General features: G+C 72.6%; 11 protein-coding genes. 3 read left to right on the top strand and 8 right to left on the bottom strand.

Going from position 1 to position 16,462, the window contains the following annotated elements:
- Positions 1–2 precede the first annotated feature (2 nt).
- Positions 3–512, bottom strand: coding sequence for a transcriptional regulator NrdR (gene nrdR, locus ACFY8W_RS35795; RefSeq protein ID WP_391114817.1), 510 nt, complete (start codon positions 510–512; stop codon positions 3–5).
- Positions 513–1,048: 536 nt separating this feature from the next.
- Here nrdR and lexA point away from each other — a divergent pair.
- Complete coding sequence (gene lexA, locus ACFY8W_RS35790) at positions 1,049–1,837, top strand: transcriptional repressor LexA (protein WP_384415233.1); 789 nt, start codon at positions 1,049–1,051, stop codon at positions 1,835–1,837.
- Positions 1,838–1,930: 93 nt separating this feature from the next.
- Here the strand turns inward: lexA and ACFY8W_RS35785 are convergent, their stop codons facing one another.
- The 5 genes from ACFY8W_RS35785 to ACFY8W_RS35765 form a co-directional block, all read right to left on the bottom strand.
- Positions 1,931–3,904, bottom strand: coding sequence for a helicase C-terminal domain-containing protein (locus ACFY8W_RS35785; RefSeq protein WP_391114814.1), 1,974 nt, complete (start codon positions 3,902–3,904; stop codon positions 1,931–1,933).
- Positions 3,905–3,954: 50 nt separating this feature from the next.
- Complete coding sequence (locus ACFY8W_RS35780; protein WP_391114811.1) at positions 3,955–5,766, bottom strand: IucA/IucC family protein; 1,812 nt, start codon at positions 5,764–5,766, stop codon at positions 3,955–3,957.
- Positions 5,767–5,827: 61 nt separating this feature from the next.
- The gene (locus ACFY8W_RS35775; protein ID WP_391114809.1) at positions 5,828–6,538 is read right to left on the bottom strand and encodes a GNAT family N-acetyltransferase; all 711 of its coding nucleotides are present in this window, start codon (positions 6,536–6,538) and stop codon (positions 5,828–5,830) included.
- A gap of 70 nt (positions 6,539–6,608) precedes the next feature.
- Positions 6,609–8,777, bottom strand: a complete 2,169-nt coding sequence (locus tag ACFY8W_RS35770) for an IucA/IucC family protein (protein WP_391114806.1) — start codon at positions 8,775–8,777, stop codon at positions 6,609–6,611.
- A 49-nt stretch (positions 8,778–8,826) separates the two neighbouring features.
- Positions 8,827–10,248, bottom strand: coding sequence for a diaminobutyrate--2-oxoglutarate transaminase family protein (locus tag ACFY8W_RS35765; RefSeq protein WP_391114803.1), 1,422 nt, complete (start codon positions 10,246–10,248; stop codon positions 8,827–8,829).
- A 320-nt stretch (positions 10,249–10,568) separates the two neighbouring features.
- On the opposite strand from ACFY8W_RS35765, the gene ACFY8W_RS35760 reads away from it, so the two are divergent.
- Together ACFY8W_RS35760 and ACFY8W_RS35755 are read left to right on the top strand one after the other, a co-directional pair.
- Positions 10,569–11,744, top strand: coding sequence for a trypsin-like serine peptidase (locus ACFY8W_RS35760; protein ID WP_391114800.1), 1,176 nt, complete (start codon positions 10,569–10,571; stop codon positions 11,742–11,744).
- Between the two features lie 190 nt (positions 11,745–11,934).
- Complete coding sequence (locus ACFY8W_RS35755; protein WP_391114798.1) at positions 11,935–13,119, top strand: trypsin-like serine peptidase; 1,185 nt, start codon at positions 11,935–11,937, stop codon at positions 13,117–13,119.
- Between the two features lie 85 nt (positions 13,120–13,204).
- Here the strand turns inward: ACFY8W_RS35755 and hflX are convergent, their stop codons facing one another.
- Positions 13,205–14,698 (bottom strand): GTPase HflX, encoded by a 1,494-nt coding sequence (hflX, locus tag ACFY8W_RS35750; protein WP_391114796.1) that lies wholly within the window; start codon positions 14,696–14,698, stop codon positions 13,205–13,207.
- 121 nt (positions 14,699–14,819) lie between these two features.
- Positions 14,820–16,445: a M1 family aminopeptidase gene (locus tag ACFY8W_RS35745; RefSeq protein ID WP_391114794.1), complete on the bottom strand. Its 1,626-nt coding sequence runs from the start codon at positions 16,443–16,445 to the stop codon at positions 14,820–14,822.
- Positions 16,446–16,462 lie beyond the last annotated feature (17 nt).

The raw sequence follows: 16,462 nt of genomic DNA, 5'->3' as shown, positions 1-16,462 counted from the left end.
GTCTACTCGGCGGCGGTGGCGGGAACGGGGACCCCGGGGGTCACTCCGGTCCCGCCGTCCTCAGCGGGAGGCCGCTCGCGGAGCTCCGCGATGGCGGCCTCGAAGTCTTCGAGGCTGTCGAAGGCCTTGTAAACGGACGCGAAGCGCAGGTACGCGACGAGGTCGAGTTCCTGCAGCGGGCCGAGGATGGCCAGACCCACGTCGTGGGTGGTCAGCTCGGCGCTCCCGGTGGCGCGCACCGCCTCCTCGACCCGCTGGCCGAGCTTGGCGAGGGCGTCCTCGGTGACGGGCCTTCCCTGGCACGCCTTGCGCACGCCGGAGATGACCTTGGTACGGCTGAAGGGTTCGGTGACCCCGGACCGCTTGACCACCATGAGCGAACACGTCTCCACCGTCGTGAAACGACGGGAGCAGTCGGGGCACTGGCGGCGGCGGCGGATCGACGTCCCGTCGTCGGTCGTACGACTGTCGACGACGCGGCTGTCGGGGTGCCTGCAGAAGGGGCAGTGCATTGGTTCCGACCCTCCCTCACGGCACGACTGAATAGCCCCGCCCGGCCGGTGAGGGCCCTGCGAAGCGACCACCAGCATAGGCGATCCGAGCTGCCCCGGCCGACCGGGGACCACTACTTGTGGGTGGCTGATGCCATACAACCACTAGATCTTGGGTTGGTCGGCATTTCCGGCACCACGCGCGTGTCGCACGTACGGCGGGTCCGCGAGGCGTCCTCGACCGGCCACGAGGGTACGGGAAGGGCGCGGCGACGCGGATCCCGGGGTGGCCGGTGCAAGACTGGGAGGGCACCCTCGGCGAGCACCCGCCCGAGCGCGCTCCACGGGACGGGCTCCCGGCCCGTCTCCGCCGGACCGGTGGTGAAGGTTACCGTAATGACCGATTTGAGAAGGAACCCGGGGTCTGCGTATACACCCGCCTGCGCACCCACGTAAGGCGAACTGCGAATTTTCACTCGAACGTGTGTTTGGCGCAACCTTTCGAAAGCCACTACCGTTGTGCCAGCCAGGGAGAACATTCGAGAGGGGCCGACGACGTGACCACCACCGCAGACAGTGCCACCATCACTGCCCAGGGCCGCGCCCAGGGCCGACTCGAGCCGGTGCATGCGATGAATGACGCCGCCATGAGCGGGGAGGAGCCCGGCCGGCCCGCGCGCTCGCTCCCCGGACGACCTCCAGGCATCCGGGCCGACAGCTCCGGCCTCACCGACCGGCAGCGTCGGGTCATCGAGGTCATCCGCGACTCGGTGCAGCGCCGGGGCTACCCGCCGTCGATGCGCGAGATCGGCCAGGCCGTGGGCCTCTCCAGCACCTCCTCCGTGGCACACCAGCTCATGGCCCTCGAGCGCAAGGGCTTCCTGCGCCGCGACCCGCACCGGCCCCGGGCGTACGAGGTCCGCGGCTCGGACCAGCCCAGCACGCAGCCGACCGACACCACCGGCAAGCCCGCCGCCTCCTACGTCCCCCTGGTCGGCCGGATCGCGGCAGGTGGCCCCATCCTGGCCGAGGAGTCCGTCGAGGACGTCTTCCCGCTGCCCCGACAGCTCGTCGGTGACGGCGAGCTGTTCGTCCTCAAGGTGGTCGGCGACTCCATGATCGAGGCAGCGATCTGCGACGGCGACTGGGTCACGGTCCGCCGCCAGCCCGTCGCCGAGAACGGTGACATCGTGGCCGCCATGCTCGACGGCGAGGCCACCGTCAAGCGCTTCAAGCGCGAGGACGGGCACGTCTGGCTGCTCCCCCACAACTCGGCGTACCAGCCGATCCCCGGCGACGAGGCCACCATCCTCGGCAAGGTCGTCGCCGTGCTGCGACGGGTGTGACCCCACCTCGTCGGCCCTGAACCGGGCCCCGGGACCCACTGCGCCGGTCCCGGGGCCCTGCCGTGCGCCTGGGGCCCCGGAACCGCGCTCTCGCTATGCCTCCGCGGCCTTGGCCACCGCGTCGATGGCCGCCAGCGACTTCCGCACCTGGTTGCGATCGGTCGTGAACCAGAAGTCCGGCAGCGAGGCCTTCAGATAGCTGCCGTACCGGGCCGTCGCGAGACGCGGATCCAGCACCGCGACCACACCCCGGTCGCCCGTCGCCCGTACGAGACGGCCGGCGCCCTGCGCCATCAGCAGCGCCGCGTGGGTCGCCGCCACCGCCATGAAACCGTTGCCCCCCGCGTCCTCGACGGCCTTCTGGCGCGCGCTCATCAGCGGGTCGTCCGGGCGCGGGAACGGGATCTTGTCCATGACGACCAACTGACAGCTCGGCCCCGGGACGTCCACGCCCTGCCACAGGGACAGCGTGCCGAAGAGACAGGTCTTCGGGTCGGCGGCGAAGTTCTTGATCAGCTCGCCGAGGGTGTCCTCGCCCTGGAGCAGGATCGGCAGCTCGGGAATCCTCGTACGCAGCTCCTCGGCCGCCTGCTGGGCCGCGCGCATAGAGGAGAACAGACCGAGCGTCCGTCCGCCGGCGGCCTGCATCAGCTCCGTCAGCTCGTCGAGCATGTCCCCGCGCTCACCGTCCCGCGCGGGCCGGTTCAGGTGCTTGGCGACGTAGAGGATGCCCTGCTTCGGATAGTCGAAGGGCGAGCCGACGTCGATGCCCTTCCAGACCGGCACGTCCTCGCCCTGGGTGCCCTCGGGGGCCAGGCCCAGCGAGGCACCCACCCCGTTGAAGTCGCCGCCCAGCTTGAGGGTGGCCGAGGTCAGCACCACCGAACGGTCCGCGAACAGCTTCTCCCGCAGCAGGCCCGAGACGCTCAACGGCGCGACCCGCAGCGAGGCGCCGAAGCGGTCGTGCCGCTCGTACCAGACGACGTCGTACTCCGAGCCCTGGGTGATCCGCTCCGCGACGCCGTGAACGCTCTCCACGGAGGCGAGGGCCTGCTTGCGGACGGCATCCTCGTCCTGCACCGAGCGGTCGCGGGTGTTGCCGAGGGCCGTGATCACCGCGCGCGAGGCGTCGCGCAGCGCCATCAGCGCGTAGCCGAGGTCCTCCGGGATCTCCTCCAGGCGGCCCGGCAGCGCCAGCTCCATCAACTTCTCGAAGCCCTCGGCGGCGGTCTGCAGCTGGTCGGCGACCTTCTCGTCGACCAGCTTCGCGGAGCGGCGCACCGCCCGGTTCACCTGGCCGGGCGTGAGCTCGCCGGTGGCGACCCCGGTCACCCGGGAGACCAGCTCATGGGCCTCGTCGACGATCAGCACCTCGTGCTGCGGCAGCACCGGCGCGCCCTCGATCGCGTCGATGGCGAGCAGCGCGTGGTTGGTGACGACGACCTCGGCGAGCTTGGCGCGCTCACGGGCCGCCTCCGCGAAGCACTCCGCCCCGTACGCGCACTTGCTCGCGCCGAGGCACTCCCGCGAGGAGACCGACACCTGGCCCCACGCCCGGTCGGACACGCCCGGCGTGAGGTCGTCGCGGTCACCGGTCTCGGTCTCGTCCGACCAGTCTCGCAGCCGCAGCAGGTCCTGGCCGAGCTTGCTGGTGGGGGCGGCCGCCTCGAAGGGGTCGAAGAGGCCTTCCTCCTCGTCCTGCGGAACGCCTTCGTGGAGGCGGTGCAGGCACAGATAGTTCGACCGGCCCTTGAGCATGGCGAACTCGGGACGGCGCCGCAGCTGCGGGTGCAGCGCGTCGACCGTCCGCGGCAGGTCGCGCTCGACGAGCTGGCGCTGGAGCGCCAGCGTCGCCGTCGCGACCACCACCCGCTCGCCCTGCGCGAGGGCCGGCACGAGATAGCCGAGGGACTTACCGGTGCCGGTGCCGGCCTGGACGAGGAGGTGGGAACCGTCGTCGATGGCCTCGGCCACGGCCTCAGCCATGGTGACCTGGCCGGGGCGCTCCACACCGCCGACGGCGGTCACGGCGGCGTGGAGGAGATCGGGGAGGGATGGCTTCGTCATAGCCCTTCCACCCTACGGGGCACCACCGACAGCCGGGCCCGCCCCGGCGGTCACGCGAGCGGATTCGGGACGGTGCCGTGGACGGCGGCGTGGGGCCGCTCGGGGCGGTCACGGTAGCCGTCCAGGTGGAGGCGGTTGCGGTTGAGGCAGAGCCGCTCGATCCGGGGCACCAGGAGATCGAAGAGCTCGAACCGTTCCTTCAGCTCCGGGAAGCGGGCCTGGTGGCGCAGGATCTCCGCGCGCACCAGAGTCCAGAACTCCTCCTCCGTCACGTCGAGTTGCTCCTCGCACAGCGGCGCCAGGTAGCGGAAGACGCCCACGAATAGGCCCGAATGGATGAACTGGGTGAGGAAGTCGGGTTCCTCCGTGAGCAGCACGGCCCGGACGTCGTCCGGCATCGTGCCGTGCTCGGGAAGCGGCACGGCGCTGACGTTCACGTCGTCCACGAAGTCCTTGATCGCCAGCCGGACGGGCACGTCCTGCTCGTCGTAGACGACGATGGCGTTCTCGCCGTGCGGGGAGAACACCGTGCCGTACTGGTACAGGAAGTGCAGCAGCGGCGGCAGCAGGGCGGCGAAGAGGCGCTGGAGCCAGGACCGGGGCGCGATGCCCGAGCGCTCGACGAGCTCGGCGACGAAGGCCCGGCCCCCGGGGTCCGTGTGCAGCAGCGAGGCCAGCGTGCGGGCGCGCTCCCCCGGTGGCAGCCGCAGCGGTTCGCGCCAGATCGCGCCGAGGAGTTCCTTGTACTGGTACGGCACCTCCGGCAGCCGGTCGTAGAGCGGGTGCTCCACGGTGACGGAGGCGACCTCACCGAGGAGGATCACGCCGCATTCGTCGCGCAGGAAGGGGTCGGCGTCGCGCAGGCCGTGGACCCAGGAGGTCACGGCGGGGGCGGCGAGGGTCCGCTCGGTGGGCAGGCCGCGCCAGACGAGGGTGTTGAGGACGGAGAGCGGCAGCTTGACGGTGTGCCGGTCGGGCCGGCTGGTGTTCAGGAAGGTACGGATGGACTGCTGCGGCAGCCGGAGGTCGCCGTCGGCGGGCAGCGGAACCACGGCCCCGGAGGCGATCGCGGGAGCGAAGAGCGGGAGCAGGACCTCGTCCCACTGCCAGGGGTGGACGGGCAGCAGGAGGTAGCCGTCCGGGTCCAGGCCGCGGGCTCGCAGGGCGTGGTGGAAGGTCTCGCGGACCTCGGGGTCGAGCTCCCGGTCGTAGAGGAGGTCGGGGGTGTCGAGGCCGGGGACGCCGCGGTAGGCGGCCATGCGGCTGCTGACGGCGATCCACGGCAGCCGGGCGGGGCGGCGGGCCTCGGGCGCCCAGTGGGCCGCGTCGGGGGCGGAGAAACCGATCCGGCCCTTGTTGAGGACGAGCCAGGGGTGACCGGTCTGGTGGCCTTCGAGTTCCGCGTAGCCGAGGTCGGCGAGGCGGGCGGCGGGCAGGGCGGTGTGGTCGAGCCGGGTGTCGGCGGCGAGCGTGGTGGTGAGCTCGCGGATGAGGTGGCCGAGGGTGGCGCCGTCGAGGCCGAGGAGCCGGCGGGCGCGGACGAGGAAGTCGAGGGGGTCGGTCGCGGGCGCGCCGTCGAGGGTGAGCGAGGCGGGATCGACGCGCCAGCTGCCGTAGGCGCCGCGGCGGGCGGTGAAGGCGAGCGTGCCGCCGTCGTCGAGGGTGAGGGTGTGGCGGCCGGGGCCGTCGGCCGGCCGGGGTTCGACGATCTCCTCGTACGCGAACTCGGCGACGGCCTTGGCGAGGAGGCGGGCGCCGGCCCTGGTCCAGGCCTCCGGGTTGAGCTCCGGAGGGCTGTGCAGGGCGGGCGGTTCGGACGGTGCGGGTCGTGCGGAGTCGTGGGGTGCAGGGGACGTCGACACGAGGACTCCTCGGAGTGGGAACCGCTGTGGGTCGAGCGGTGTATGTAAGTCAGAGGGGTGTTCAGAGGACGTGACGCAGGGCCCGGTCGCGGACCATGAGCGCGGCTCGTTTGTCGGGGAGGTCGACTTCCGCGGAGAGGCGGAAGCCGGCGCCGAGGAAGGCTGCCACGGAGGGGGTGTTGCGCAGGTCGGGTTCGGCGAGGACGCGGGTGCAGCGGGGCCGGTGGTCGAGGACGAGGTCGGCGGCGGCCCGGATGAGGGTCGTGCCGACGCCGCGGCCGCGGTCGGCGACGCCGCCGATGAGGAGGTGGATGCCGGTGTCGTGCGGGCGCGCGGGGTAGTGACGGGCGAGCGGGTCGAGATCGGCGCGGTAGATCTCGAAGTAGCTCATGGGCGTGGAGTCGAGCACGCCGAGGCAGGGCACGCTGCGTCCGTCGCCGTCGAGCTGGGCGCGGAGGTGCTCGGCGGTCACGCTCGCGGGGCCCTGGAGGTCCCAGAAGGCCGCCACGGCGGGGTCGTTCATCCAGCGCGTGAGGAGTGGCAGGTCGCGGTCGAGCCGGACCGGGACGAGCCGGAAGCGGCCGACGGGGGTGACGGCCGGCTGCCAGCCGGCCAGGTCGTCGAGGAGGTCGCCCTCGTCGCTCCGGCTCCGCTCGTCCGCGGCGAGCAGAGCGACGAGTTCCTCGGACAGGTGCAGGTCGAGGGTGTCGTCGGGGCTCCGGTCGGCGCCGGGCGGGGTCTCGCTGCCGGGGCGCGCTTCGGTGGGAGGCACGAGGGCGCTCTCCTCTCGGCGGTCGGTGGTGGGCGGGACGGGGTCGGCCGGGGTGGTCCCGGGCGGCGGATCAGTGTCGGAGGGGGTTGGTGACGGTGACGTAGACGGACTGGGTGTCGACCGGGCCGACGAGCTCGTCGAGGCCGTGCAGCCGGGTGAGGAGGTTGGCCTTGCAGCGCAGGGTGGCGGCTTCCAGGAGCCGGTGCGGCAGCGGGGAGCCGAGGCTGGTCGCGCCGGTGAGGAAGCGGCGCAGGGCGGCGAGCAGGACGCGTTCGTCGGCCAGTTGCTGGGAGCCGAAGGCTCCGATGAGGCCGAGGACGTTGTTGATGCCGAGGTAGTAGGCGAAGCGCTCGTCGGTGACCTGGTCGGAGACGAAGGTGTCGCTGGTGCGGCCGATGCCAGGGAGGCGGCTCTCCAGTTCGTCGCGGCGGGACTCGCGGAAGTAGTAGCCCTGGTTGTCGCGGTAGCGGCCGCCGGCGGGCCAGCCCTCGGGGTCGAGGAGGACGAGGGTGTTCTGCTGGTGGGCCTCCAGCGCGACGCCGGCGTGGCCGTCGAGCCACAGCACCGGGCGGACCACGAGGTCGAGGTAGCGCAGGAACCACTCGGTGGCGACGGCGGTGGTGGGGCGACCGGTGCGGGCGGCGAGGCGGAGGACGAGTTCGGCCAGGCGCGAGCGCATCCGTGCGGAGCCGGGCCAGGGGCGCGGGGCGGTGAGCGCGGCCAGGCAGACGGCGTCGTCCCCGGCGGTGAAGGGGTTGTGCCGGATCATCACGTCGAGTCCGGGGACGGGCAGGCCGTCGGCGGTGTCGACGGCGAGCCAGGCCGGGTCGCGGACGATGTCGAAGCTCGGGTGGGCGGCCTGCCACTGGTCGACGAGGCCGGTGCGCAGCAGGCGGTGCACCTCGACGCCGCGGTGGAGTTCCTTGCGCAGGTTCTCGCGGCGGGAGTTGGTGATCCGGACGCCGAGGGAGAGCTTGAGCATGGCCCGGGCGCCGGGGCGGTGCACGGTGCGGACGGAGGAGGTGGGGTGCCAGCGGCCGCCGTGGGGGCCGAGGTCGTGGAGGAGACCGGCGTCGAGGAGGGCGGCGACGGCGGGGCGATGCCGGAGTTCGCGGGCCTGCCAGGGGTGGAGCGGCAGGGCGGCGGTGCCGGCGGGGAGTTCGAGGCCGTCGGCGAGGCCGGCCGTGAGCTGGGCGGCGGCGACCGGGCGGCCCTGTTCGGTCCAGGCGGAGTCGGTGGCGAGGACGGTGTGGTCGACGGCCATCCAGTGGAGCGGGAAGGAGCCGTGCAGTTCGGGCGAGTAGAGCCGGGTCTCGGCCTCGGAGAGTCCTTCGCGGCTCTTGGGCGTGGGGTGCAGCGGGTGGCCGAGGAGCAGCGACTGCTCGGCGCTGAGGAAGAGGTCGGCGTCGGGGGCCGGCCGTGGGTCGCGGCGGCGCTCGGCGATGAAGTCGGCGGTGCGGCGGGCCGAGTCGGCGACGCGGCCGACGAGTTCGGTGGCTTCGGAGCGGCCGGTCTCGCGGCTGAGCAGGGCGGCGAGGGTGACGGCATCGACGGCCGGGGCGGTGGTGGCGAGCCCTTCGAGGACGGGGGCGCCGAAGCGGTGCCAGCCGGTGGGCGACCAGTGGCGGACGGGCACGAGGAGGGCGGTGCCGCTGGCGTCCAGCGGGATGCGCAGGGTGGCGGAGGCGCCCTGCGCGGCCGGCCCGGGTGCGGGGAGGTCCTTCTCCCGTACCCAGCAGCGCAGCAGGTTCTCGACGGTGGCGCTGTCGGCGGCCCGCGCGGGGTCGGGGTCGTCCAGCGGGTCGGGGCCGGTCGCGGCGGACGGGCCGAGTGCGGCGGACGGGCCGAGTGCGGCGACCAGGCCAGGAGAATCGGCCGGGCCGGGAGAATCAGCCGGGCTGGGAGAATCGGCCGGGCCGGGAGAGTCGGCCCGGTGCGGGTCGGTGTGGGGCCCGACGGGGGCTTGGGTGGGAGGTCCGGCGTGGGCTGGTGCAGAGGGCCCGGCGTGAGTGTCGGCGTGGAGGGCGCCGTGGAAGCCGGCGAGGGGGCCGGGGTGAGGGCCGGCGTGGGGACCGCCGGAGGGGCCGGGGTACTGGCGGGGCACCGTGGGTTCGGCGGCGGTCAGGCCGTCGGCGCTGGCGATGGCGCCGGTGGCGATGGCGGCGGTCGGCGGGCCGTCGGTGGGGGCGGTGGCCGTGGCGGTTCCGGTGGTCTCGGCGGAGGCGGGGGTGGGGTTCACGGGGGCTTCCTTGGGAGGGGGGAAGGGGCCGGGCGGAGTCGGTCCGGGTTCAGCGGGGCGGCCCGGACGGGCAGGTCCTGTGGGCCCGTTCGGCCGCGGCCAGGGCGTCGGCGAAGCGGTCGAGGACGGCGGCCGCCTGCTCGTCGGTGAGGGTGAGCGGGGGAAGCAGCCGGACGACGGCGTTGTGCCGGCCACCCAGTTCGACGATGAGACCGCGATCGAGGCACTGGCGCTGGACCTCGCCCGCGAGTTCGGGGTCGGGCGGCGGGGCGAGCTCGTCCGGGCCGGTGTTCTCGGGGTCCGGGTCGACGATTTCGACGCCGAGCATCAGTCCGCGGCCGCGGACGTCGCCGATGCAGGGGTGCGCGGCGGCGAGGCCCTGGAGCTGTCCGAGCATGCGGGCGCCCAGGGTGCCGGCGCGCTCGGCGAGCCCGTTCTCCCGTACGTAGGCGAGGGTGGCGGCACCGGCGGCCATGGCGAGCTGGTTGCCGCGGAAGGTGCCGGCGTGGGCGCCGGGTTCCCAGGCGTCCAGTTCCGAACGGTAGACGACGACGGCGAGCGGGAGGGAGCCGCCGATGGCCTTGGACAGCACCATCACGTCGGGGACGATCCCGCTGTGGTCGACCGCCCAGAAGGCGCCGGTGCGGCCGACGCCGGTCTGGATCTCGTCGGCGATCAGCGGGATGGAGCGGGCCTCGGTGAGTTCCCGCATGCGGCGCAGCCAGCTGTCCGGGGCGGGGATGACGCCGCCCTCGCCCTGGACGGGTTCGAGGATCATCCCGGCGGGCGCGGGGACGCCGCTCTTGGGGTCGTCGAGCACGGTCTCGGTCCAGCGGGCGGCGAGTTCGGCGCCGCGCTCCCCTCCGACGCCGAAGGGGCAGCGGTAGTCGCGCGGGTAGGGCAGCCGGGCGACGCGGACGTCGTCGGCGCCGCCGGAGACGTCGAGGGCGCCGGCGGTCATGCCGTGGTAGGCGCCGCTGAAGGCCAGGACCCCGCGCCGGCCGGTGGCGGTGCGGACGAGTTTGAGGGCGGCCTCCACGGCGTCGGTGCCGGCGGGTCCGCAGAACTGGATGCGGGCGTCGGCGGCGAGCTTCGCGGGCAGGGTGGCGAACAGCTCGGTGACGAAGGCGTCCTTGACCGGGGTGGCGAGGTCCAGGACGTGCAGCGGGGCGCCCGAGTCGAGGACCTTGCGCACGGCCTCCAGGACGACCGGGTGGTTGTGTCCGAGCGCGAGGGTGCCCGCCCCGGAGAGGCAGTCGAGGTAACGGCGGCCGTCGGCGCCCTCGATGGTGACGCCCCTGGCCCGCACGGGGACGATCGGCAGGGAGCGCGCATAGGTGCGCGCGGCCGATTCGCGCTGCGCCTGGCGGCGCAGGATGCCCTCGTGGGCGCCCCCCTCGCCGGTCGCGCGGGCGTCCTCACGGACCCGCGCGCCCGGTGGTACGGCCGGAGCTGGTTCGGTCACGGCCACGGCTCGTCGTCCTCCCGCTGTAACGGTTGCGTTGCACATCGGTACGTTGCAGGGCCGCCCGGAAGGGCGTCCTGAAAGCTGCCGCTGTGTCCCCCGTACGTACCAACGACGGGGCCTGCCGGGGATCACGGCCGGGAGCCAAGTTCCTTGGCGTGTCCCGGATCACGGCACGGCAACGGCTGGTCGGGGGCCGGAACCGCGGACCTGCGTCGTACCGTCCCCTCCGGCACCGGCATAGTGGGGGCTTCATGTGGCGTGGGTGTCCACGTCACTGCTGTTCACTGATGCACAAGTTGACGTAGTCCCAGGGGGATCACGAGATGCGATCGATTCGTCCGCTGCTGGCCGCAGCGTCCGCCGTCGCGGCGCTGACGCTGACGGCGACTGCCTGCGGTCCGACCGAGGACAACGCGGGGGGTGACAAGCCCAGCGCCGCGACGCCGTCGACCGGCGACAAGATCACGATTCCGGACGACCTGAAGGACCGTCTGAAGGAGCACGGGATCGATGTCGACAAGTGGCGGGACGGCGAGTGGAAGAACTGGGACCGGGACAAGTGGCTGCGTGAGGCGAAGGACTTCGTCAACCCGATCATCGAGGACCTCTGGGACCCGGACCGGATGCGGGACGCCGAGCGTCCCGACAAGCCGGTCGAGGAGGAGGACATCTCGGGCGACAAGGGCGTGACCGACCCGACGCCGGCCGCGGTGCCCGCCAAGGCCGTGCAGCCGCCGTACCACTCGACCTCGCCGGCCTCCGGCAAGGTCTTCTTCGACGGTCCCGAGGGCTCGATGGTCTGCTCGGCGACGGTCGTGCAGGACCCGGCGCACCCGGGCAAGTCCAACATGGTCTGGACGGCCGGGCACTGTGTGCACGCGGGCAAGAAGGGCGGCTGGTACCGCAACATCGCCTTCGTGCCGTCGTACAACGACAAGGGCCGGCCGACCGCCGCTCTGGAGAACGCGACCCGCGAGGAGATCGCTCCGTACGGCGTGTGGTGGAGCGACTGGGCGCAGACCTCGCAGCAGTGGATCGACGAGGGCGGCCAGACCGGCGGCAAGGGTGCCCCGTACGACTTCGCGGTGCTGCACGTGACGCCGGAGAAGGGCTCCACGGGCAAGTCGCTGGAGGAGACGGTCGGTTCGGCGCTCCCGGTCGAGTTCAACGCCCCGGCGGTGCCGAAGATCGCGAGCATGACGGCGACCGGTTACCCGGCGGGCAAGCCGTTCGACGGCCAGAAGATGTTCCAGTGCTCGGACAGGCCGGGCCGTCTTTCGGTGAAGGCCGAGCAGCCGACGATGTACCGGATCGGCTGCACCATGACCGGCGGTTCGTCGGGTGGCGGCTGGGTGGCCACGGGCCAGGACGGCAAGCCGGCGCTGGTGTCGAACACCTCGATCGGCCCGGTGACGGCGGGCTGGCTGGCTGGTCCCCGGCTCGGCGCCGAGGCGAAGTCCCTCTACGAGGGCGTGAGCAAGAAGTACGCGAACCAGTAGTTCGCGAACCAGAAGTACGCGAATCGACGGATCGCCTCGGCGGTTCGGGCGGGACCCGTGCGGTCCCGCCCGAACGGGCCGTGCATACTGTGCACTTGCAAGTGACGCGTCCATGGCAATGCCACACGGGGCGGCCAGCGCAGGCCACCCGTCCGCAGGACGTGCGAACACCCCAGGGGGACACCACTTCATGCGTTCCATACGACTCCTGCCCGCCGTGTCCGGCGTGGCGGCGGCGCTCGCTCTCGCGCTGACCGCCACCGCCTGCGGCCCCACGGAGGACCAGTCGGCGGACAAGCCCGCCGGCACCACCGCCAGCGCCACCGCGAGCCCCGCCGACGGCGGCTCCGGCACCGGCGTCTCCGACCTGTCGAAGGGCTTCGCCGACAAGCTGAAGAAGCACGGCGTCGACGTCGACAAGTGGAAGAGCGGCGAGTGGAAGAACTGGGACCAGGCGACCTGGCTCCGTGAGGCCGAGGACTTCGTCAACCCGGTGATCGACGGGCTCTGGAACACCGAGCGGATGCAGTCCGCGAAGAGCCCCGACCAGACCATCGAGACGCAGGCGACCAGCGGGGGCAGCGATCCCACGCCGCGACCGGTGACCGCGCAGCGCGAGAAGACGCCGTACCACCGCAACGCGGCTCCGGTCGGCAAGATCTTCTTCGACGCGCCCGAGGGCCACATGGCCTGCTCCGGCACGATCGTGAAGGACCCCCGCCACCCCGGGAAGTCCAACCTGGTGTGGACCGCCGGGCACTGCGTGCACGCGGGCAAGCGCGGTGGCTGGTACCGCAACATCATGTTCGCGCCGGCCTTCAACGACAAGGGCAAGACGCCCGGCGCCCTGCGCAACGCGCAGCCGCACGAGGTCTACCCCTACGGCCAGTACTGGGCCGACTGGGCCGTGACCTCCGGCGAGTGGATCCAGGGCGGCGGCACCAACCAGGCCTGGCCGTACGACTACGCCGTGCTGCACGTCCAGCCGCAGAAGGGCCGCAAGTCCCTGGAGGAGACGGTGGGCGTGGCCCTGCCGGTCGACTTCTCCGCCCCGCAGCCCGCGCAGGCCGGCACCGTCGGCGCCTGGGGCTACCCGGGAGCCGCTCCGTACAACGGCGTGATCATGCACAAGTGCCTGGACCGCGCCACCCGGATGACCACGGCCCCGGCCCCCCCCGTCATGTACCGGATCGGCTGCACGATGACCGCCGGTTCGTCGGGCGGCGGCTGGTTCCGCGTGCTGCCCAACGGCAAGACGGCACTGGTGTCGAACACCTCGATCGGCCCGGCCGGCAGCAACGGCTGGCTGGCCGGACCGCAGCTGGGCAGGGGCGCGAAGGCGGCCCACGAGATGATCAGCAAGAAGTTCGCCTGACCAGGTCGTAGACACGACGAAGGCGCCGGCCGTCTCCCTCGCGGGAGGCGGCCGGCGCCCTTTCGTCGTGCGTCGTGCCGACGCGTCAGTGCGCGGCCGGAACGTACGGCGCGAGCAGCGCCGCCAGCTCCTCGTGCACCCGGGCCTTGAGCAGCGTGCCCTCCGGGGTGTGCTCCTCGGAGATCACCTCGCCCTCGGCGTGCACCCGCGAGACGAGCCCGCCCTGCGTGTACGGCACGAGGACCTCGAGCTCGACCTTCGGCCGCGGCAGCTCGGCGTCGATCAGGCCGAGCAGCTCCTCGATGCCCGCGCCCGAGCGGGCGGAGACGGCGATGGAACGCTTCTCGATCCGCAGCAGACGCTGGAGCACCAGCGGGTCCGCCGCGTCCGCCTTGTTGATCACGACGATCTCCGGCACGTCGAGCGCGCCGACGTCGCGGATCACCTCGCGCACCGCTGCCAGCTGCTCCTCCGGAGCCGGGTGCGAGCCGTCGACCACGTGCAGGATGAGATCGGAGTCGCCGACCTCCTCCATGGTGGAGCGGAACGCCTCGACCAGGTGGTGGGGCAGGTGCCGGACGAAGCCGACGGTGTCGGCCAGGGTGTAGACCCGGCCGGTGGGCGTCTCGGCCCGTCGCACGGTGGGGTCGAGGGTGGCGAACAGCGCGTTCTCCACCAGCACGCCCGCGCCGGTGAGGCGGTTGAGCAGGGACGACTTGCCGGCGTTGGTGTATCCGGCGATGGCGACCGACGGCACCTTGTTACGGCGCCGCTCCTGCCGCTTGATGTCGCGGCCGGTCTTCATTTCCGCGATCTCCCGGCGCATCTTCGCCATCTTCTCGCGGATGCGGCGCCGGTCGGTCTCGATCTTGGTCTCACCGGGACCACGGGTGGCCATGCCGCCACCGCCGCCGCCACCCATCTGACGGGACAGCGACTGACCCCAGCCACGCAGTCGCGGCAGCATGTACTGCATCTGCGCGAGGGCGACCTGCGCCTTGCCCTCTCGGGACTTGGCGTGCTGGGCGAAGATGTCGAGGATGAGGGCGGTCCGGTCGACCACCTTCACCTTGACGACGTCCTCGAGGGCGATGAGCTGGCCGGGGCTGAGCTCACCGTCGCAGACGACGGTGTCGGCACCGGTCTCGAGGACGATGTCCCGGAGCTCCTGCGCCTTGCCCGATCCGATGAACGTCGCCGGGTCCGGCTTGTCGCGGCGCTGGATCACGCCGTCGAGCACGAGGGCACCCGCCGTCTCGGCGAGGGCCGCGAGCTCCGCGAGGGAGTTCTCCGCGTCCTGCACCGTCCCCGAGGTCCACACACCGACCAGCACGACGCGCTCGAGGCGCAGCTGGCGGTACTCGACCTCGGTGACGTCCTCGAGCTCGGTGGAGAGGCCGGCGACGCGGCGGAGGGCCGCGCGCTCGGAGCGGTCGAACTGGTCGCCGTCCCGCTCTCCGTCGATCTCTTGGCTCCAGGCGACGTCCTCTTCCATCAGGGCATCGGCCCGAAGGCTCTCGGTGCGGCCGGTCTCCGCGAAGCGCTGCTTGTCCTGGGAAGAAGATGAAGAGGAGGTCATTTGATCCTTACGTCGAAGAGAAATCCGTTACGGCAGTCACAACGCGTGACACCCGGGAAGAATTCCCGCCGCCCGGCCGCGCCGCCGACCTGAAGATGGTGACACGGCCCGACCGGGCCCGTCATCCCGGTTTCCCCGTCTTCGGCGCCCGGCTGGTCCAGTCCGGGTGCCCGGGCATGGGCGGGGTCTTCGCCGCGTACAGCCAGTCGTCGAAGAAGCGGGTGAGGTCCCGCCCGGAGACCTCTGCGGCCAGGGCCGTGAAGTCGGCGGTCGTGGCGGTGCCGTCCAGGTGCTCGGACACCCAGCGGCGCTCCAGCCGGTCGAAGGCCTCGGTGCCGATCTCGTGGCGCAGTGCGTAGAGCGCCAGGGCGCTGCCGTCGTAGACGACGGGCCGGAAGAGGCTGATCTTCTCGCCGGGCTCCGGCGGCTTCGGGGCGGCGGGCGGGCCGCCGTCCTTGCGCCACTGGTCGGAGGCGGCGTACGCGGCCTTCATACGGCGCTCCAGGGTGGGCCCGCCGTGCTCCTCCGCGTACGTCGCCTCGTACCAGGTGGCGTGCCCCTCGTTGAGCCACAGGTCGGACCAGGTGCGGGGCGAGACGCTGTCGCCGAACCACTGGTGGGCGAGCTCGTGGACCATGATCGAGTCGACGTACCACTTCGGGTAGCCGGGCTCGGTGAACAGGCCGCGCTCGAAGAGCGAGAGGGTCTGGGTCTCCAGCTCGAAGCCGGTGTCGGCGTCGGCGATCAGGACGCCGTAGTTCTCGAAGGGGTACGGGCCGACCCGGCTCTCCATCCACTCCAGGTGGCCGGGCGTGCGCCGCAGCCAGGGTTCGAGCAGCTCCCGGTCGGCGGTGCGCACGACGTCGCGTACGGGCAGGTCGTGCGGGCCCTTGCGGTGCACGACGGCCGACTCGCCGATGGAGACCTGGGCCAGCTCGGTGGCCATGGGGTGGGCGGTGCGGTAGGTCCAGGTGGTGGTGCCGTCCTGCTGCCGCTGCCGGCTCTCGGAGAGTCCGTTGGCGACCGCGGTGAAGCGGTCGGGTGCCGTGATCCGGAAGGTGAAGAACGCCTTGTCGGAGGGGTGGTCGTTGGAGGGGAAGACCCGGTGGGCGGCGTCAGCCTGGTTGGCCATGGCGAGGCCGTCGCCGGTGCGGACCCAGCCGCCGGCGTCGGCGGAGCCCTTCGGGTCGCTGGTGTGGGTGACGGCGATCTCGACCGTCTCGCCCCGCCCGACCGGGCGGGCCGGGGTGATCACCAGGTCCTCGCCGCTGCTCGCCCACTCGGCCGGCTCGCCCTCGACGGTGACGGCGGAGACGGTGCCGTGGGTGAAGTCGAGGTTGATCCGCGGCAGGTCGTCGGTGGCGAGGGCCTGGATCCGGGTGACGCCGGCGAGCGGCTCGGTGTTGCGGCCGGTGTAGGTGAGGCCGATGTCGTACGTCAGCACGTCGTAGCCGGGATTGCCCAGGTGCGGGAAGAGCGGGTCGCCGATGCCGAGCGGAGCCGGGGCCGGCAGGGCGGCGGCGACGAGGCCCGCGGAGAGGGCGACGAGGACGGCGGAACGCAGGGCACGCGCGCGTGGAGACGGATTACGGGGAGCGCGCGGGGCCGGACCGCGGGAGGCGCGGCGAGCCCATGGGGCCGGGTGAGGGGAGGCACGGAGAGCCGGTTCACGGGAGGTGCGGGCGTCGGGGGCGTTGCCGGTGGCGTGCTCGGTGGCGTGTCCGGCGGCGCGGGAGGGGAGCGGCATGGGTTACCGCTACCAGG

Origin of the sequence: Streptomyces sp. NPDC012637 (assembly GCF_042954805.1) — a bacterium.
Classification (GTDB): domain Bacteria; phylum Actinomycetota; class Actinomycetes; order Streptomycetales; family Streptomycetaceae; genus Streptomyces.
Note: the sequence above shows the minus strand (reverse complement) of the source record. Positions and strands in the feature narration are given on the sequence as shown.

Excerpts from the sequence above, each read along its gene's own strand:
- ACFY8W_RS35745 (WP_391114794.1), bottom strand. The coding sequence starts at position 16,445 with ATGCCGCTCCCCTCCCGCGCCGCCGGACACGCCACCGAGCACGCCACC.
- hflX (WP_391114796.1), bottom strand. The coding sequence starts at position 14,698 with ATGACCTCCTCTTCATCTTCTTCCCAGGACAAGCAGCGCTTCGCGGAG.
- nrdR (WP_391114817.1), bottom strand. The coding sequence starts at position 512 with ATGCACTGCCCCTTCTGCAGGCACCCCGACAGCCGCGTCGTCGACAGT.
- ACFY8W_RS35755 (WP_391114798.1), top strand. The coding sequence starts at position 11,935 with ATGCGTTCCATACGACTCCTGCCCGCCGTGTCCGGCGTGGCGGCGGCG.
- ACFY8W_RS35760 (WP_391114800.1), top strand. The coding sequence starts at position 10,569 with ATGCGATCGATTCGTCCGCTGCTGGCCGCAGCGTCCGCCGTCGCGGCG.
- ACFY8W_RS35785 (WP_391114814.1), bottom strand. The coding sequence starts at position 3,904 with ATGACGAAGCCATCCCTCCCCGATCTCCTCCACGCCGCCGTGACCGCC.